At 70.7% G+C, this 17,125-nt stretch carries 15 protein-coding genes and 1 riboswitch; of the genes, 4 read left to right on the plus strand and 11 right to left on the minus strand.

Going from position 1 to position 17,125, the window contains the following annotated elements; all coding sequences use genetic code 11:
• Nucleotides 1–11: 11 nt before the first annotated feature.
• Entirely contained in the window at nt 12–1,241 is a 1,230-nt protein-coding gene (locus tag LJ657_RS12880) for a glycosyltransferase (protein WP_232648878.1), read from the minus strand.
• Nucleotides 1,242–1,427: 186 nt separating this feature from the next.
• Between LJ657_RS12880 and LJ657_RS12885 the strand changes: the two genes are divergently transcribed.
• Nucleotides 1,428–3,395 carry an RICIN domain-containing protein gene (locus LJ657_RS12885; RefSeq protein ID WP_232648685.1) on the plus strand — a complete coding sequence of 656 codons (1,968 nt, stop codon included), beginning with the start codon at nt 1,428–1,430 and terminating at the stop codon, nt 3,393–3,395.
• A gap of 71 nt (nt 3,396–3,466) precedes the next feature.
• Here the strand turns inward: LJ657_RS12885 and LJ657_RS12890 are convergent, their stop codons facing one another.
• From LJ657_RS12890 to ctaD, 3 genes are read right to left on the minus strand one after another with little or no spacing between them, the layout of a single operon-like run.
• Entirely contained in the window at nt 3,467–4,312 is an 846-nt protein-coding gene (locus LJ657_RS12890) for an NAD(P)H-binding protein (RefSeq protein ID WP_232648686.1), read from the minus strand.
• A gap of 2 nt (nt 4,313–4,314) precedes the next feature.
• Nucleotides 4,315–4,656 carry a hypothetical protein gene (locus LJ657_RS12895; RefSeq protein WP_232648687.1) on the minus strand — a complete coding sequence of 114 codons (342 nt, stop codon included), beginning with the start codon at nt 4,654–4,656 and terminating at the stop codon, nt 4,315–4,317.
• 5 nt (nt 4,657–4,661) lie between these two features.
• Nucleotides 4,662–6,269, minus strand: a complete 1,608-nt coding sequence (gene ctaD, locus LJ657_RS12900; RefSeq protein ID WP_232648688.1) for an aa3-type cytochrome oxidase subunit I — start codon at nt 6,267–6,269, stop codon at nt 4,662–4,664.
• A 105-nt stretch (nt 6,270–6,374) separates the two neighbouring features.
• On the opposite strand from ctaD, the gene LJ657_RS12905 reads away from it, so the two are divergent.
• Nucleotides 6,375–6,935 carry an RNA polymerase sigma factor gene (locus LJ657_RS12905; protein ID WP_232648689.1) on the plus strand — a complete coding sequence of 187 codons (561 nt, stop codon included), beginning with the start codon at nt 6,375–6,377 and terminating at the stop codon, nt 6,933–6,935.
• Nucleotides 6,928–7,902 (plus strand): CU044_5270 family protein, encoded by a 975-nt coding sequence (locus tag LJ657_RS12910; protein ID WP_232648690.1) that lies wholly within the window; start codon nt 6,928–6,930, stop codon nt 7,900–7,902. Before LJ657_RS12905 ends, LJ657_RS12910 begins: the two co-directional genes overlap by 8 nt.
• On the opposite strand, the gene LJ657_RS12915 is transcribed toward LJ657_RS12910, so the two are convergent.
• Nucleotides 7,903–8,751, minus strand: coding sequence for a bifunctional 5,10-methylenetetrahydrofolate dehydrogenase/5,10-methenyltetrahydrofolate cyclohydrolase (locus tag LJ657_RS12915; RefSeq protein WP_232648691.1), 849 nt, complete (start codon nt 8,749–8,751; stop codon nt 7,903–7,905). It lies immediately after the preceding gene.
• 23 nt (nt 8,752–8,774) lie between these two features.
• Nucleotides 8,775–8,858: riboswitch (ZMP/ZTP riboswitch) on the minus strand.
• A 244-nt stretch (nt 8,859–9,102) separates the two neighbouring features.
• Nucleotides 9,103–9,468 (minus strand): nuclear transport factor 2 family protein, encoded by a 366-nt coding sequence (locus tag LJ657_RS12920; RefSeq protein WP_232648692.1) that lies wholly within the window; start codon nt 9,466–9,468, stop codon nt 9,103–9,105.
• 171 nt (nt 9,469–9,639) lie between these two features.
• On the opposite strand from LJ657_RS12920, the gene LJ657_RS12925 reads away from it, so the two are divergent.
• On the plus strand, nt 9,640–9,933 hold the full coding sequence (locus LJ657_RS12925) for a hypothetical protein (protein ID WP_232648693.1): 294 nt from the start codon (nt 9,640–9,642) through the stop codon (nt 9,931–9,933).
• Nucleotides 9,934–10,028: 95 nt separating this feature from the next.
• On the opposite strand, the gene LJ657_RS12930 is transcribed toward LJ657_RS12925, so the two are convergent.
• Genes LJ657_RS12930 through LJ657_RS12950 form a run of 5 tightly spaced genes read right to left on the minus strand, consistent with a single transcriptional unit; the run spans nt 10,029 to nt 17,089 of the window.
• Nucleotides 10,029–11,237, minus strand: a complete 1,209-nt coding sequence (locus tag LJ657_RS12930) for a type III PLP-dependent enzyme (RefSeq protein ID WP_232648694.1) — start codon at nt 11,235–11,237, stop codon at nt 10,029–10,031.
• Nucleotides 11,234–13,006 carry an IucA/IucC family protein gene (locus tag LJ657_RS12935; RefSeq protein WP_232648695.1) on the minus strand — a complete coding sequence of 591 codons (1,773 nt, stop codon included), beginning with the start codon at nt 13,004–13,006 and terminating at the stop codon, nt 11,234–11,236. Before LJ657_RS12935 ends, LJ657_RS12930 begins: the two co-directional genes overlap by 4 nt.
• A complete protein-coding gene (locus tag LJ657_RS12940; protein WP_232648696.1) occupies nt 13,006–14,217 on the minus strand; it encodes an MFS transporter in 1,212 nt (403 codons plus the stop codon). Before LJ657_RS12940 ends, LJ657_RS12935 begins: the two co-directional genes overlap by 1 nt.
• Nucleotides 14,214–15,917: an IucA/IucC family protein gene (locus LJ657_RS12945; protein ID WP_232648697.1), complete on the minus strand. Its 1,704-nt coding sequence runs from the start codon at nt 15,915–15,917 to the stop codon at nt 14,214–14,216. Before LJ657_RS12945 ends, LJ657_RS12940 begins: the two co-directional genes overlap by 4 nt.
• Nucleotides 15,914–17,089, minus strand: a complete 1,176-nt coding sequence (locus LJ657_RS12950; RefSeq protein ID WP_232648698.1) for an ATP-grasp domain-containing protein — start codon at nt 17,087–17,089, stop codon at nt 15,914–15,916. The genes LJ657_RS12945 and LJ657_RS12950 overlap by 4 nt, the downstream gene beginning before the upstream one ends.
• Between the last annotated feature and the right edge of the window lie 36 nt (nt 17,090–17,125).

Below are 17,125 nucleotides of genomic sequence, written 5' to 3' on the forward strand. Positions count from 1 at the left end.
CTAGCCATGTCCTAGCCACCCCACCGATCCACCGCGGCCAGCACCGGAGCCACCCCGTCCTCCTCGCGGATGCGTGCCCCCAGCGTCTCGGCACGCCGTGCGAACACCGGGTCGCGGGTGGCCCGCATCAGCGCCGTGGCCAGCGTGTCGGGGGTGAGGCGGCGCAGCGGCAGGGTGCGTGGGGCGACGCCCAGGGCGACCAGGCGGGCGGACCAGAAGCCCTCGTCGAACTGGATCGGTACCGGGACGGCCGGCACCCCGGCGCGCAGACCCGCCGCCGTCGTGCCCGCGCCCGCATGGTGGACCACTGCGGCCACGCGGGGGAAGAGCGCGGAATGCGGGACCTCGTCGATGGTCAGCATGTCGTCGCCGCAGACCTCGAGGCCGGCCCAGCCGCGCTGGATCACTCCGCGCAGCCCGGCCCGGCGCAGGGCGCGCACGATACAGCTGCTGAGCCGTCCGGGTTCGGGCACGGTCGCGCTGCCCAGGCCCACGTACACGGGTGCCGGCCCCGCGTCGAGGAAGTCCCGCAGGGGAGAGGGGAGTTGGGGCTCTCCGTCGTACGGCCACCAGTACCCGGTCACGGACAGGCCCGGCCGCCAGTCGTCCGGCCGGGGCACCACCAGCGGGCTGAATCCGTGCAGCACCGGCCGCCCCTGTCGCTCCCGGGCCCGCCAGGCCGCGGCGGTACTCACCCGGGGCAGCCCCAGCCGATCCCGTACCGCGGGCAGCGCCCCGGCGAAGACCTGCTCCACGGCAAGGCTCACGCCGTGCCCGGCGATCCGGTTGCCCATGGCTCCCAGGGAGCGGACGCCCAGCATCGGCGGCCCGAACTCCCGTGTGGGGGCGAGGGGTTGGAGGGGAACGTCCAGGTACGGCAGGGACAGGCCCTCGGCGATGGTGTGCCCGAGGGGTCCCACCGAAGCGGACAGCAGCAGCAAGTCACTCGACCGGGCGGCCGCCACCAGATCGTCCGTCATCCGTCCGACCAGCGCCCGCGCCATGGCGACCACCCGTACCAGCTTCCCCACACCGGTGGCGCTGCGATGCAGCCCGCGCCCCCGCGAGGACTCCAGTTCCGCCCGTGGGTCCACCGGCAGCGGATGGAAACGGACCTTCGCCCCGGCCACGAGCGGCTCGAAACGGGCATGCGTCACCAGGGTGACCTCGTGCCCGGCACGGGAGAGCCCGTGCCCGAGTCCGGTGTACGGGGCGACGTCGCCCCGGGAGCCCGCCGTCATGATCGCTACGCGCACGACGGCCAGTATGGCCCCGCGGACGCCTTTGAGCGACAACGCCCTGTCGGAAGAAGCCACTTCACGCTGGTCACTTCCGTTGACTTGACGCTCTCCTTGGCTCTACTTTCGGCGCGCCCAACGCGTTCGGATCGCCGATCCTCGTTCGGTATATCGAATGAACGGAGCCGTATGTACCCCCCTTCGCGCTCACCCCACAGAGGTCTCGTACGCCGCTGCAGAGCCGCCGCCGTACGCTTCCTCGCCCTCGCCCTCACCGCGGCTGCCGCCCTCCTCTTCGCCGCGCCCGGCCCCGCGCAGGCGGCGACGACCCGTCAGACAGCGGTGCCCACCGCCCCCATGGGCTGGGCCTCCTGGAACAGTTTCGCCGCCAAGATCGACTACAACGTCATCAAGCAGCAGGTCGATGCCTTCGTCGCCGCGGGGCTTCCGGCCGCCGGATACAAGTACATCAACATCGACGAGGGCTGGTGGCAGGGCACCCGCGACAGCGGCGGCAACATCACCGTCGACACCAGTGAGTGGCCCGGCGGCATGAGCGCCATCGCCGACTACATCCACAGCAAGGGCCTCAAGGCCGGCATCTACACCGACGCCGGCAAGAACGGCTGCGGCTACTACTACCCGACCGGCCGCCCCGCCGCCCCGAACACCGGCAGCGAGGGCCACTACGACCAGGACATGCTCCAGTTCTCCAAGTGGGGCTTCGACTTCGTCAAGGTCGACTGGTGCGGCGGCGACGTCGAGGGGCTCGACGCGGCGACGGCGTACCAGTCGATCAGCGACGCGGTCGCCAAGGCGACGGCCACCACCGGCCGCCCGCTCACCCTCTCGATCTGCAACTGGGGCAAACAGAACCCCTGGAACTGGGCACCGGGCCAGGCCCCCATGTGGCGCACCAGCACGGACATCATCTACTACGGCAACTCGCCGTCGATGACCAACCTGCTCTCCAACTTCGACCAGGCCCTGCACCCCACGGCCCAGCACACCGGCTACTACAACGACCCGGACATGCTGATGGTCGGCATGGACGGCTTCACCGCCGCCCAGAACCGCACCCACATGAACCTGTGGGCCATCTCCGGCGCTCCGCTTCTCGCCGGCAACAACCTCGCCACGATGACCTCCGAGACCGCCTCGATCCTCAAGAATCCCGAGGTCGTCGCCGTCGACCAGGACCCGCGCGGCCTCCAGGGCGTGAAGGTCGCCGAGGACACGACCGGGCTGCAGGTGTACGGCAAGGTCCTCACCGGCAGCGGCAACCGTGCCGTCGTCCTCCTCAACCGCACCTCCGCCGCCCAGAACATCACCGTCCGCTGGTCCGACCTCGGCCTGACCAGCGCGTCCGCGACCGTGCGTGATGTGTGGGCGCGCGCCAACCTCGGCACCTTCGGCACCAGTTACACCACGAGTGTTCCGGCGGGCGGCTCGGTCATGCTGACGGTCACCGGAGGGACGGAGGCGTCCAGCAACACCTACACCGGTAGCTCCGGCTTCTCCGGCGTGGTGGCCGGGAGCACCGGCATCAAGGTCGTCGACGTCTCGTACACGAACAACACGTCCGCGACCCGCACCGGCACCCTCAGGGTCGACGGCCAGGGCGCCACCACGGTCGCCTTCCCGCCGACAGGCTCCAGCCCGGGCACGATCTCCGTCGAGGTCGGCCTGTCCAAGGGTTCCGCCAACTCGCTCACCTTCTCGGGAGCCCCGCCCCTCGACTCGATCACCGTCAGACCCCTGCCGGGGGCCAACGGCTCCCAGGTCGTGGGCAAGCAGTCCGGGCGCTGCCTGGACATCTACAACAACACGATCACCAACGGCACCCAGGCCGAGCTGTGGGACTGCAACGGCGGTCAGAACCAGGCCTGGACGTACACCTCCCGCAAGGAACTCGTGGTGTACGGCAACAAGTGCCTGGACGCCTACAACCAGGGCACGACCAACGGCACCAAGGTCGTCATCTGGGACTGCAACGGCCAGAACAACCAGAAGTGGAACGTCAACAGCGACGGCACCCTCACCAACGTCAACGCGGGCCTGTGCCTGGACGCCTACAACAACGGCACGGCGAACGGCACCTCCATGGTGCTGTGGTCCTGCGGGACGGGCGACAACCAGAAGTGGACGCTGAACTAGCGGTGCCTGCTCGGCCCGCCCGGTGAACCCCGGGCGGGCCTCGGGGTGCCGTGCGCCCTGATGGACCATGGTCAATCGAAGCAGTTGTGATTCCGGCGCACGAAATCGGCAAAACCGACGGCTCCTCGGCCGGTGAGATCGGCGACGGTCGAAGTGACCGTCTCGGCACCGCCGTCGCGGTAGGCGCGGGCAACCCCCATCAGGGCGTCAATGTGGAACTCCGGCATCCCGCGGCTCAGCATCGCCGCGCGCGCTTCGTCGTCCTGCAGGCCCACGTAGCGCACCGGCTTGCCAAGGACGTCGGAAAACTCTTCGGCGGCTTCCGCGTAGGTCAGTGCCTTCGGCCCGGTGAGGTCGTATACGCGGCCGTCGTGGCCATCAGTAGTGAGCACCCGCGCCGCGACACGGGCGACGTCGTCGATGTCGATGAAGCTGATGGGTGCGGTGATCAAGGGGAAACTGAACTCTCCGGCCTCGCGGATGGACGGCTGGCGCAGGAAGTTCTGCAGATAGAAATTTGGCCGCAGGATCGTCCAGGGCAAACCTGACGCAATCAGCGCTTGTTCGACGGGCTGATGCAGCCGGGCGATCGGTGAGAGTCGTTCGTCGGCCCGCCAGACCGACAGCTTGACCACCCGGACACGCACGGCCCGGGCGGCTTCCAGCAGGTTGAGTTCGTGCGTCGTCTGGTCGGGGCTGGTCGCGCCGAGAAGGAATACGGTCTCGATGCCATCGAGTGCAGGACAGATCGTGTCCGGCATGGCCAGATCGAGCGTCACTGCTCGACCACCCGCCTTGATCACCTGAGCCGTGGTGTGCGGATCACGGTAAGCGGCCCGCGCGGTCAGGCCGTCGGAATGAAGGCGAGTGAGAAGAGCCGTTCCGACATTCCCACTCGCGCCAGTCACCAGAATCATGGTCACATCTTCCAGGTGACAGCGGTGAGTATGCCAAGAACCAGGGCCGACCCCAGCAGGCAGAGCGCCAACAGCCGCTGACGCAGCAGGCGGTAGGCCTCCTCGTACTCGGCGCGCAGATCCTGGCTTCGCTCGGCCGTGCACTGCCACGAGGTGCGGGCGAGCCCGAGATACTCCGCCTCGAACCGGCGCTCCACCTCCGTCCGCTGCCCCTCTGTGAGCCAGCCGAGCGAGGCGGTGAAACGCAGCGCGGCCGCGTGGCCCTGGTCGCGGACGGACGCGAGGAGCAGATGTCCCTCGATCTCGTTGAGGAACGCCCTCGTGTCCACGGGGTGCTCGTCCATGGCCGTCACAGCGTTGTCAACTCCCTTTCCGGGGACGGGGATCCGCCATGGTGCAGGTCGAACGCGGGGGATTCGCTGCGGATCTGCGGGAGTGCGACGAAATTGTGCCGAGGGGGCGGACAGGAGGTCGCCCACTCCAGGGAGCGGCCGTAGCCCCAGGGGTCGTCGACCTCGACCTTCTCGCCGTACTGCGCGGTCTTCCAGACGTTGTAGAGGAACGGCAGGAACGACATTCCGAGGAGGAACGAGAAGATCGTCGACACCGTGTTGAGCGTCGTCAGGCCCTCCACCGCCAGATAGTCGGGAATCCGCCGCTGCATTCCGTTCACCCCCAGCCAGTGCTGCACCAGGAAGGTGCCGTGGAAGCCGACGAACAGCGTCCAGAAGGTGATCTTCCCCAGGCGCTCGTCGAGCATCCTGCCGGTGAACTTCGGCCACCAGAAGTGGAATCCGGAGAACATCGCGAAGACGACGGTGCCGAAGATGACGTAATGGAAGTGGGCGACGACGAAGTAGGTGTCGGAGGTCGGGAAGTCCAGCGGTGGCGAGGCGAGCATCACGCCGGTCAGACCGCCGAAGACGAACGTGATCAGGAAGCCCGTCGCCCAGAGCATCGGGGTCTCGAAGGACAGGGACCCCTTCCACATGGTTCCGATCCAGTTGAAGAACTTCACGCCGGTCGGTACGGCGATGAGGAACGTCATGAAGGAGAAGAACGGGAGGAGTACACCACCGGTGACGTACATGTGGTGGGCCCACACCGTCACGGACAGACCGGCGATGGCGATCGTCGCGCCGATCAGGCCCATGTAGCCGAACATCGGCTTGCGGGAGAAGACCGGGATGACCTCGGAGATGATGCCGAAGAACGGCAGCGCGATGATGTACACCTCCGGATGGCCGAAGAACCAGAAGAGGTGTTGCCACAGCAAGGCGCCGCCGTTGGCCGCGTCGAAGACATGCGCACCGAATTCACGGTCCGCCTCCAACGCGAACAGTGCCGCGGCCAACACCGGGAAGGCCAGGAGCACCAGGACACCGGTCAGCAGCACGTTCCAGGTGAAGATCGGCATGCGGAACATGGTCATGCCCGGCGCGCGCATGCAGATGATGGTGGTGATGAAGTTGACCGAGCCGAGGATCGTGCCGAAGCCGGAGAAGGCCAGACCCATGATCCACAGGTCGGCGCCGATGCCCGGCGAGTTGACCGCGCTGGACAGCGGGGAGTAGGCGAACCAGCCGAAGTCGGCCGCACCCTGGGGGGTGAGGAAGCCGCCCACCGCGATCGTCGAGCCGAACAGGTAGAGCCAGTAGGCGAACATGTTCAGCCGCGGGAACGCCACATCCGGGGCGCCGATCTGCAGCGGCATGATCCAGTTGGCGAAGCCGGCGAACAGCGGCGTAGCGAACATCAGCAGCATGATCGTGCCGTGCATCGTGAACGCCTGGTTGAACTGCTCGTTCGACATGATCTGCAGACCGGGCCGGGCGAGCTCGGCGCGCATCAGCAGCGCCATCACGCCGCCGATCAGGAAGAACGCGAACGACGTGACCAGATACAGCGTTCCGATCGTCTTGTGATCAGTGGTCGTCAGCCACTTGAGGTGCCTCATGCCCCGCCTGTGTCCGATCCGGGCCCGCCGGTCACACTCGGATGACGCGACGAGAATCACGGAAACGGGTGTGACGATCCGGATGGTGCCGGACACGACCGGAACATGAGCAACGACGAGATCTTCGCCGCTGCCTATCGCGAGCACTACTGGGCGGTCAGCCGCTATGTCGCGCGGCGACTGGGCGGGCGGGCCGGCGAGGTGGAGGAAGTGGTGGCGGAGGTGTTCACGGTCGCCTGGCGACGCCGGGCCGACCTGCCCGGGTCCCCGCTGCCCTGGCTGTACGGCGTGGCCCGCAACTGCCTGGCGAACGCGGTACGCGGCTACGGGCGGCGCCGCCGCCTGGTCGACCGGCTGGGCAACGACGAGACCGCGCACGGCCGGCAGATCGTGGCGAGCCCCGACGCGGAGAACCCGGGCGCCTGGGTGCACGACGCCCTGGCCCGACTGTCGGAGGCAGACCAGGAGGTGCTGCGCCTGACGGCGTGGGAGGAACTGGACATCGACGAGGTCGCCGTCGCCCTCGGCTGTGGCAGCCGGGCCGCATCGATGCGGCTGCACCGGGCCCGGCGCCGGCTGAGAGCCGAGATAGACCGGTCGGGTCCCCTGCGCCCCACCGCGTCCTCCGCCGACGCGACCCCCTCGAAGGAACACGGCCATGGCTGACGAACTCGAACTCCTGCGCAGCGCCAACCCGGTGCCGGTCGACGGCCCCCACTACGGCGACGGCCCCCTCGACCACGGTGCCGAACGGCGGCTCGACCGGCTGCTGCACGAACGCCCCTCCGGACGCCACCGCACCCGGCTCGTGTGGAGCCTGGCCGCCACCGCAGTCGTCGCCGCGACCGCGCTGACGCTGCTGCTCAGCGGGCCCGGCACCACCCCCGCGGTCGCCGCGCCCCGCCCGCTGGTCGTCCAGGCCGACTCCACCCCCGTACCCCTTCGGGCACTGGCCGACCGCGCACGGCGGGAGGCCACGGCCGAGGACGCGCCGAAACTGCGCAAGGGCACGCATGTGCAGTCCTGGAGCATGGGCATGAGCGACGACAAGCCCCCCGTGACCCTCCCGGAGGAGCGCGTCGTGCGCTGGAAGGCCGACGGCAGCCACACGGAACTCGTGGTGGCGACCGATCCGCGGCACCCGGGCCGGCCGGTCCTCCGCGACGACGGGGGCGATCCGCACCTGGTCGAGGACGGCCATGTCATCAGCAGGCAGAGCTATCCGCCGAGCTGGAGCGACGCGCCGCCCGAGTCGTCGCCGCCGAACGACCCGGCGCGGCTGCGGGCCTATCTCCAGGAAGCCACGGATACCCACACCAGGCTGACGACCTCCGAACTCCTCTACGGAGTCCAGGTGTTGCTCGACCACTGGACCCTCGGCGCCCGCGAGTCCGCGACGCTCGCCCGGCTGCTCGCGGGCACCGAGAGGCTGCGACCGGTCGGCCAGGTCACGGACCGCCTCGGGCGGCGCGGCCAGGCGTACGAGTACGACGGGGCCGGTTACCGCCGCATGCTGATCATGCAGCCGTCCACCGGCGTGGTCCTCGGCCTGGAGACCGTCGTCACCAAGGCGGAACCGGAGTACGGCGTAAAGGCCGGCGACGTCATGGACTACAGCGCCTGGATGCGCTGATCACACTCCGAGCTGCCGGGCGGCGGCCTCCACGGTCTGCTCCAGCAGCGTGGCGATCGTCATCGGACCGACCCCGCCCGGCACCGGAGTGATCAGACCGGCACGCTCTACGGCGGAGTCGAAGTCGACGTCACCGACATTGCCCGGGTTGTAGCCGGCGTCGATCACCACCGCGCCGGGCTTGATGTCCTCGCCCCGGATCAGCCGCGGCCTTCCCACGGCGGCGACCACGATGTCCGCCTCCCGCACGACCGAGGACAGGTCCCGGGTACGGGAGTGGCAGAACGTCACCGTCGCGTCGCGGGCCAGCAGCAACATGCCGGCCGGCTTGCCGAGGATGGCGCTGCGGCCCACGACCACGGCCCGCTTGCCGGACGGGTCCACGTCGTACGCGTCGAGCAGCCGCATGATCCCGCCCGGCGTGCAGGACACGAAGCCCGGCAGACCGAAGCTCATCGTCGCGAAGGACGCGAAGGTGACGCCGTCGACGTCCTTCTCGGGCGCGATCGCCTCGAAGGCGGCCCGCTCGTCGATGTGCCCGCCCATCGGGTGCTGCAGCAGAATGCCGTGCACACCGGGATCGTTCGACAGGGAGCGCAGCGTGCCGACGAGTTCCTCGGTGGTGGTCGCGGCGGGCAGCTCCACCTGGCGTGACTCGATACCGGCCTTGCGGCAGCGGTTCCGCTTCATCCGGACGTACGTCACGGAGGCGGGGTCCTCGCCGACCAGAACGGTCGCCAGACAGGGCGCCGTTCCGGTGCGGTCGCTGAGGTCGGCCGCCCGCTTGGCGGTGTCCTCGACGATGCGCCGCGAGAGGGAGGTGCCGTCGATGAGCCCGGCCTGAGACATGATCCACTCCTGGGCTGGTGTGACAGGATCGCCCAGGCGCACGGCATCGACTCCGCGAGGCCGCTCCCCGGTGGTGCTCCACCTCAGCGCCAGTCACGGCCCGCCCTCAGAGTAACCGAGCCGTCACGGTGGTCAGGAGCCGCTCTCACCGACGCAGGACACGGCGTCTGCGCCCAGCAGGAAGCGGCCTGGGGCGCCTCGCTCTCAGCACCGACCGCAGCAGAGCGACGGACGCCAGCCGTTTCGCCGTCCCCGCCCGAGGTCGGGCCGGACTCATCCGCCCGATGGCCGCACGAGCCGAGAAGGTCCAGGTCAACCGGGTGGTGACCTGGACCCTCGCGGTTCTGCCCCCTACTCGTCCCATGCCTGGATCAGGATCTCTTCGGTGATCTTCCCGTCGCGCAGCGTGATCATCGACTCGGCGAGGACGCGCGTTCCGTCCGAGTACTGACAGGACTGGCTGTAGGCGGCATGGTCGCCCTGGATGATGCACTGATCCACTTTGTGCGTCATGTCACGGCTGTAGATGTCCTCGAACATTGCGCCGATCTCCTGGCGACCGCGCAGAACCTTGGGCTGACTGGGTTGGGTGTTGCGGTCCACGATGCGTACCTGCGCGTCGTCCGCGTAGAGCGACAGAAGATCCGCCGCGGTGTGTCCTTCGACGCCCTTGCGCAGGGTGTCGGCGTTGAAGCCGGGAGTTGCCGTGGTGCCCATGATGACCTCCTTCGAGGGCCGCGACCCGAGGAGGAGCGGGCCGCGAAGGCCTCTCCTCCGAGGCTCCTCCGCCGCGGCGGCCTCGGCAAGCGCAGCCGGACCACTGCCCCTGATGGGTGAGTGGCGTGGCGCAGCCGTGACCGCCGGAGGCTCGGTGCCGTTGGGGGGAGCATGATCTCAACACGACGTATCGTCGCCGCCGTTGGTCTCGCCGCAGGAATCACCGCCCTTGCCGCGCCGCTCGCCTGTGCGTCCGATGCGACCATCCAGAACAAGGACGCGAGCGAGCTCAACCCGATCTCCGCGCTCGACTCGCTCGCCCAGAGCGGCATTCCGGCGGAGCGCCGGGCAGAGGTTCCGCGCCCCTCGGAGCAGTTGCAGCACCTGAACCGTCTCAACAACCTCGAGCAGCTGGACCGGGTCGCCCGCATGGGAGCCGCCGGCGGGCTGCCGGGCGCCTTGTAGAACGCCGACGCCGCACCGGATGTCCCGGCACAGCGAAAGGGCCGCCCCTCTCCGGGCGGCCCTTTCGCTGTGCCGGTGACCGCGTCGGGACGTGATCACAACCCTTCGGTTGAAGGGGCAAGGAAATGGAAACCGGGCCGTGGGTGCATCAGGAAGTCGTGGTGGGAGATGTTCCACGCGTAGGCGCCCGCCAGCGAGAACACCACCCGGTCGCCGGCCCGGAGCCCGGGGGCGGGCACCCGGCGGGCCAGGACGTCCTTCGGTGTGCACAGCTGCCCGGCCAGGGTGACCTGATCGCCTTCGGCGGCCGCCCGCGGCCACGGGTGCGGCCAGGAGTCCACCGGCAGGACGGAGCAGGGCTGGTCGTGTCCCTTGGTCGCAGGTGTCCGCAGGTGGTGGGTGCCGCCCCGGACGACCGCGAACTCCTTGCCGTGGCTGCGCTTCACGTCCAGCACCTCGGTGGCGTACCAGCCGCAGTACGCCGTCAGCGCCCGCCCCGGTTCGATGCGCAGGGTCAGCTCGGGGTGCGCCTCGGTCAGACGGGCGAGGCCGTCGCCGTACCCGGTCCAGTCGAAGCGGCACTCCGGCTCGGTGTAGTCGACGGCCATGCCGCCGCCGACGTTCACCTCGGCGAGCGGCACACCGAGGCCGGTCGCCCAGGACACCACGGACTCGGCCACCGCCAGCTGCTCCATCGCCTCCAGACCACTGGCCAGGTGCGCGTGAACGCCTCGTGGTTCGAGCTGCGGATACGTCCCGTCGGCGAGCGCCCGGACGGCCTCGACGGCCTGCGCCGGATCCAGGCCGAACGGCGTCGGACGGCCCCCCATCGCCAGTGAGCTGCCCGCCAGCGCCCCGTCCGCGACCGGAAGGTTGACGCGTACCAGCACCGCCACCCGTCGCCCTGGTACGCATGTCCGCGCCAGTTCGGCCAGCATCCGCAGCTCGTACCCGCTCTCCACATGGAAACGGTCGACGCCGAGCTCCAACGCGGCCCGCACCTCGGCCGGCGTCTTGCCGGGACCGCCGAAGGCGAGCGGCCGGCCCGGCACCGCCTCGGCGACGTGGGCGAGTTCCCCGCCCGAGGAGACCTCGTACCCCTCGACGTACGGGCCGAGGGCTCCGAGGATCTCCGGCTCCGGGTTGGCCTTGGCGGCGTAGTACAACTCGACCCGCTCGGGCAGTGCGGCCCGGACGGTGGCGGCATGGGCACGCAGCGCAGTCAAGTCGTAGACGTACGCGGGGAGTTCGGCATCCGGCAGGGACAGGACGCGGTCGCGGACCGCGGGCGTCGGGTCGGTCATCGGATGCTCCCGGCCGTGTCGCGCAGGATGTCCTCGGCGAGCGGGGACGGCAGCCGGACGTAGCCGGCCTCCCGGTCCGCCTTGCGCTCCCAGCGGGTCAGCAGGTTGGCCTTGGCGGGCAGCGGCACCCCGGCGAGCAGGGCGGCGAGTCTCGGCGGGCAGCCGTGGCGGTCGGCGTACGCCTGGAGTGTGGCCCGCACCCGGGCCCACAGGGCCGCCTCCGCCTGCGGGTGCAGGTCAGCGAGGGCGGCGAGCAGCTCGGCGATGTGGTTGACGAGCAGGCAGTACACGACCCGGTCCCAGCCGCGCTGCGCGTCGTACGTCATCGGGCCCGCGACCTCGGGCGGCAGCCCGGCCAGCGTGGCTGCGTGGTGTTCGGGGACCAGCTTGGTGCCCTCCAGGTCGCGGAAGAGGACCTGGGCGGGCACGCCGTCGGGGCCGACGCACAGCAGGACGTTCTGCAGGTGGGGTTCCAGGACCAGGCCGTGGTCGAAGTAGGCGGCCAGTACGGGCGGGACGAGCAGGTCGAGATACGAGGACCACCAGGCGAGGGTCGTCCGCACGTCCGCTCCGTCGAGGAGGCGGGAGACGTGGGCGGCGCCGGTCGGGTACTCGTCGGCGACGGCCGCCGCGAGCAGCGGAACCGTACCGGGGGCGAGGCGGCGCGGCAGGCCCTCGCGGACGATGACGCCGAAGCCCTCGAACAGGTCGCGGTCGGGCGTGCCGTCCGGGTCCGGGAGGGCCAGCGTGCGATACGCCGGCTCGCGCAGCACGGCGCTGCCGGGGAAGCGTTCGGCCAGGTCGGCGAGTGCCGGGGCCAGCACGCGGGTCAGGGCGACGGCGCCGGACAGCTCGTAACTGCTGTTCTTGCGCAGGCAGTTGGTGATCCGGACGTTCAGGCTGAACTTGAGGAAGGTCTCCCCGTCGTACAGGGTGCGCACCGAGGCGGTGGCCGCGAAGGGGCGTCCGCCCGGCCCGAGGTCGAGGACGTCACCGCGGTCGAGGGCGGCGCGCAGGGCCGGGTGGGCCCGGAGCGTGTCGTACTGCCAGGGGTGGGCGGGCAGCAGCCGGTAGCCCTCGGGCAGGTCCCTGCGCAGTGCGTCCAGCGAGGCGGTCGCCGACGGGCCCGCGGACTCCTCGGCGATCAGGTGGGCGCGGACGGCGAGGTGCCGCAGCGGGAAGGAGGCGCCGACCTCCGGCGCGTACGCGGACCAGGCGTGCGGGTCGCCGGTACGGGCCTTGGGCGTGGGGTGGAACCGGTGCCCGAACAGCAGGGACTGCTCGGAGGCCAGGTAGGCGGAGAGCCGCTCGTCCGGGAGGCGGGCGGGACGCGTGGCGGTGAGCGCCGTGGTGATGGCGTCGTGGCTGGAGGCGATCTGCTCCAGGAACTCCTCGTTGCGCACGCCGGTGCGCAGCGACAGCTCGTCGTGCGTGTACTCGGCCAGTCGCCGCCAGTCCACCTCCGACCAGCCGTCCTCGCCCTGTTCGCTCACGGGCCCGGTGAACCGGTGCGCGCCCAGCAGCGAGGTGCGGCGCAGCGCGACCCGCAGCAGCACTCCACGGCGGGGCAGCCGCAGCAGCAGCCGGCCGTCGGCGACGACCGACTGATGCTCGGGTCCCGACACCTCGCGCAGCAGACAGTTGAGGAGTGTGTGGGCCACCGCGTCGTCGGCGGAGGGGAGCTCGGCGGGTGCGCTGGTGCTCCCGGCCGGGCGCAGCGCGATGGGGGTCCCCGCGGACGAAGTCTCGGGGCGGGTCAGCGAGGGCATCAGCGGCTCCTGCGGGTGCGGGGGATGCGGGGGGTCAGCGGGGGGAGGAGAGTGGCCAGTACGGTGACGGCGGCGGCCACGCTCCCGGTCAGCACGGGGGCGGCCGGACCGAAGCGGGCGCTGCCCGCCGCCGCGGCCAGGCCGGCGGCGACCGCGCCGGCCTTGGAGAAGAACTCCAGCGAGCCGAACATCCCGCCCGGAGCCCGGCCCTTGGCGCAGTCCGCGGCCAGCACCGACAGGCACACCAGGCCGAGGGTGAGGCCCACGCCCAGCAGCAGCCGTACGGCGATCAGGGTGGGGAGGGAGCCGGCGATCCCGTGCCCGGCGAGCCCGAGCGCGATGCAGGCGAAGCCGAGCGCGATTCCGGTCCGGGGGCGGCTGTGGAAGGCGGAGTGCACGGCCAGCGCCGACACCAGGTAGCACAGGTGGGGGAGGGCGAACAGCACACCGGACAGGGTGGGCGAGGTGCCCGGCAGGCGGTCGTCGACCAGGGCGATCAAGTAGGGGAAGGAGATGACGGTGGAGAAGACGAAGGCGAACTCCAAGGCGTACAGGGCCTTGAGCGAGATCATCGGCGGCTCGTCACGGGTGGCTGGCCCGGGTTCGGTCTCCGACTTGGCCGCGGCAGGCTCCGGTTCGGGCAGCGCCGCCAGCAACAGGGCGGCGGTCAGCGGCAGCACGGCGAGCAGGGCGTACTGGCGGTGCGGGGACAGCCGGCCCGACAGCGAACCCACCACGATCGGCGCCACCACCAGCGCGGCCCGCGCGCTGCCCTGCATCAGCGTGAGCGCCCTGGACAGGGCGGGGCCTTCCAGCGCGGCGCCCAGGTACCCGTTGGACGCGGCGAAGGTGCCGCCCAGGATGCCCTGCAGCACCAGCGCCACGGTGAACGTGGCCAGGGAGTCCGCCCAGCCCGCGAGCAGGAAGGCCACGGCAAGCCCCAACTGGGCCCGCAGCAGCAGTCGTTTACGGCCGTAGCGGTCGGCGAGCCGCCCCCACAGCGGGGCACCCAGAGCACCGAACACGGTCGGCACGACGTACAGCACTCCCGCCCAGCGGGCTCCGCGGTCACCCAGCTCGGGGAGGATCTCGGTGAGATACGGCGGCAGCCCGAGCGCGGCGAAGGATGCCACGAAGTAGCAGCCCGCGACCGCGTGCACATGCCCGCGACTGAACGCCGTACCCGGCATCCGCAGGGTCCCGGCGCTCATGCCGAACCCCCGCCGGGCAGCAGGTAGTTGGGGCCGCTCGTGTAGTGCTTGTTGACGTCCGCGGCACCCGAGCGCTCCTTGCTGAGCAGGGTGCCGGCCGTGACCATGGCCTTGACCGGCAACCGCGCTGCTTCGAGGACTCGCGCCCGCAGGACCGCGCCCGCGTCACCTCCCAGCCGGTCGACGGCCCCCGCGAGCCGTTCGCGTACGAGACCGAGCAGAGCGGCCCGGTGCTCGGCGAGAGAGAACGCGTAGGCTCCCGCGCACAGATGGACCGTGATGGTGGCGAACACGTCGGCGACCGCCCCGTCTCCGGCGGTGAACGTCCGCGGGTCGTCGAAACCCCATGGTCCGGGCAGGACCGCCGCCAGCCGCGAGGCGTTGATGCGGGGCCCGTCGTTGTCCTTGAACAGCAGCCGCAGACCGCCCGGCCCGAACACCAGCGAGATGTTCTGCTGGTGCGACTCCAGCGCGATGCCGTAGTCGAACAGCGTGGTCTGCCAGTCGAACAGCAGGGTCAGGTATGCGTCGAGCAGGGCCAGTGGATCGCCGTCGTAGAAGCGGTCGGCCAGATGGTGGAGGACCGGGCGCCCGCCGGGCGCCTCGGCGAGGAGTGCGGCCGCCGGAACGACGACGGAGTCCCCGGGAAAGGCCGGGAAACGGCGGCACAGGACTGCCAGCAGTTCGTGCCCGGCGTGCGCGTAGGTGGTCTCGTCGGCGTGCAGGATCGTGTCCCGGAAACGGGGTTCGCGCGCGATCACCGTCTCCACCAGCCGCTGTCCCGCCGCGCCGTCGACGAGCGAACCGGGCTTGATGGTGCGCTTGTTGCGCAGGCCCAACGTGGCGGTGGCCAGGGGGAGTTTGAGGTGCAGTGACGGATCCGCGGCCACCGCCACCGTGCGCATCGACAGTGTCGGCACGACGTCGAGGTGGGTCTGCTCGGCGAGCAGCGCACGGCCGGCGAGCCCGGTGGTCCGCAGCGCCTCGTCGAGCGGCGCGCCGACGGTCAACGGGTGGACGGGCAGTGCCACATGGGTCTGCTCCACCTCTGGCAGCCCGAGCCGTGCGGGCGTGGGCCACAGGTCGGGGAGCGGGCCGGTCAGAGTTACCGCGTCGTGCGGTACGGCCAGCCAGCGCAGAGCGAAAAGGGGATGGAACTCCGGTGCGTACGCCCGCAGTTGCTTCTCCGCCAGACCTGAGCGGCCGCGGGCGGTCGGGTAGACGGGATGGTCGAGGCGGGCGGCAAGGGTGTCGTACGCCAGACCCGTCCAGCGGGCCGGATCGTCCCCGTAGCGCTCGGTGAGCCGCTGGTCGGTCTCGTCCCGGGTCCGCGCGTGCAGCCGCATCGTGTCCAGCGTCTGACGGCACTCCTCGGCGAACGCGTCGAAGCCGTCGCGGTCCACGGGCTCGGCGAGCTCACGCAGGGCGCCCAGCACGGTCTCGTACGAGGTCAGCTCGGCGCCGTCCGACTCGCGCACGAGCAGGGGCAGCCGGGCGCGGTGCTCGCTCTGGTAGCCGTCCTCGGTGACGGGCAGCAGCAGGGCGTCACCGGCGGTCGGCAGCCGCAGCCAGTCGCCGTCCGGCCGGTGTACGAGTGCGCTGCGGCTGCGCAGCCCGACCACATCCTCACGCAGCAGGGCGCCGAGCACACGGGTGAGCAGCTCCGACTCGCAGGTGCCCGACAGGGGCGGCGCGGTCACGGCTGGATCTCCCAGCGCCGTGCGGCCAGGAAGCCGGCCGACACCCGGTCCACCGTCGCCTGGTCGGTGCCGACGGCCCGCAGGACACCGAGGTAGTCGCGGTTGGTGCGGTACAGCTCGTGCCGCTCGCCCGGGGAGCGCAGCGGACGGTACGTCAGATGGACGCCGTCCACGGTCAGTTCCTGGGCCGGGGGAGCATCGGTCAGGGTTCCGGCGCGGTCGGCGCACGGGTAGTCAAGGCGCGCGGCGCCGTCCCGGCGGGTTCCGAGGCCGGAGGGCAGACGCTCGCCCAGATGGACGCGGAGGATCAGCTCGAAGAGGGGTGTGTCCAGCAGCCGGGCCAGCAGCAGATCGCACTGGTCGCCGATGGCTCGGTAGTTGACCTCGATGATCCTGGCCCGGCCCGCGTGTACCACGAACTCGGTGTGACAGGCGCCGAAACCGACGCCCAGCGCGTCCAGTTGCGCGAGAACCTGGGCCACGACCGGCTCGGGATGTGCGGGGACGAAGGTGAGGCGCTCCTCGATGAAGTACGGCGGGGGCGACAACTCGGTGTGGAAACCGCCCAGCACATGACGGACATGCCCGTCGCCGAGCGTCTCCAGGGTGTACAGCTCGCCCTGGAGGTACTCCTCGACCAGCAGGACGGCACCGGGACGCCGCTCAAGGATCTCCTTGGCGTGCGTGGTCAGTTGCTCGTCGTCGTCGACCAGGACGACGTCCTCGCTGGCCACGCCCTCGCGCGGCTTGAGGACGCACGGGTAGGGCGCGTCGTCCGGTGCGACCGGCTCGGTGAGTTCGGCCGACCACACCGTGTCCACTCCGGCGGCGGCGAGCCGGCGCCGCATCTCCGCCTTGTCCTTGGTGGCGAGCGCTGCCCGCCAGTCCTTGGCGGGGAGGCCGAAGTAGCCGGCGGCCAGGGCGGCCTGGGCCTGGAGGTGGTCGCTGTTGGTGAAGACGGCGTCGGGCCGATGGTGCGTCGAGATCCGGGTGACGACCGCCCGGTGGTCGCGGACGTCGCACTCCAGGACCTCGGTCTCGGGGTGGGCGCGGCGGTGGGCCTCGGGCTGGTCGGTGAGGACGGTGACGTCCAGGCCCAGCCGGGCGGCGGCGGGCAGGAAGCCCTCGGAGACGGAGTCGGTCGGATTGAGGGCGAGCAGGTACAGGCGCATGGCTGGTGAACAACTTCCGCTGGCGGGTGGGGGGGC

Source organism: Streptomyces guryensis (assembly GCF_021261325.1).
GTDB lineage: Bacteria > Actinomycetota > Actinomycetes > Streptomycetales > Streptomycetaceae > Streptomyces > Streptomyces guryensis.

Bases quoted from the DNA above. Each gene is read 5' to 3' on its own strand.
- LJ657_RS12880 (WP_232648878.1), bottom strand. From the start codon at position 1,241: ATGACGGCGGGCTCCCGGGGCGACGTCGCCCCGTACACCGGACTCGGG.
- LJ657_RS12935 (WP_232648695.1), bottom strand. From the start codon at position 13,006: ATGCCCTCGCTGACCCGCCCCGAGACTTCGTCCGCGGGGACCCCCATC.
- ctaD (WP_232648688.1), bottom strand. From the start codon at position 6,269: ATGAGGCACCTCAAGTGGCTGACGACCACTGATCACAAGACGATCGGA.
- LJ657_RS12915 (WP_232648691.1), bottom strand. From the start codon at position 8,751: ATGTCTCAGGCCGGGCTCATCGACGGCACCTCCCTCTCGCGGCGCATC.
- LJ657_RS12895 (WP_232648687.1), bottom strand. From the start codon at position 4,656: ATGGACGAGCACCCCGTGGACACGAGGGCGTTCCTCAACGAGATCGAG.
- LJ657_RS12885 (WP_232648685.1), top strand. From the start codon at position 1,428: ATGTACCCCCCTTCGCGCTCACCCCACAGAGGTCTCGTACGCCGCTGC.
- LJ657_RS12905 (WP_232648689.1), top strand. From the start codon at position 6,375: ATGAGCAACGACGAGATCTTCGCCGCTGCCTATCGCGAGCACTACTGG.
- LJ657_RS12890 (WP_232648686.1), bottom strand. From the start codon at position 4,312: ATGATTCTGGTGACTGGCGCGAGTGGGAATGTCGGAACGGCTCTTCTC.
- LJ657_RS12940 (WP_232648696.1), bottom strand. From the start codon at position 14,217: ATGAGCGCCGGGACCCTGCGGATGCCGGGTACGGCGTTCAGTCGCGGG.
- LJ657_RS12910 (WP_232648690.1), top strand. From the start codon at position 6,928: ATGGCTGACGAACTCGAACTCCTGCGCAGCGCCAACCCGGTGCCGGTC.
- LJ657_RS12925 (WP_232648693.1), top strand. From the start codon at position 9,640: ATGATCTCAACACGACGTATCGTCGCCGCCGTTGGTCTCGCCGCAGGA.
- LJ657_RS12920 (WP_232648692.1), bottom strand. From the start codon at position 9,468: ATGGGCACCACGGCAACTCCCGGCTTCAACGCCGACACCCTGCGCAAG.
- LJ657_RS12930 (WP_232648694.1), bottom strand. From the start codon at position 11,237: ATGACCGACCCGACGCCCGCGGTCCGCGACCGCGTCCTGTCCCTGCCG.
- LJ657_RS12950 (WP_232648698.1), bottom strand. From the start codon at position 17,089: ATGCGCCTGTACCTGCTCGCCCTCAATCCGACCGACTCCGTCTCCGAG.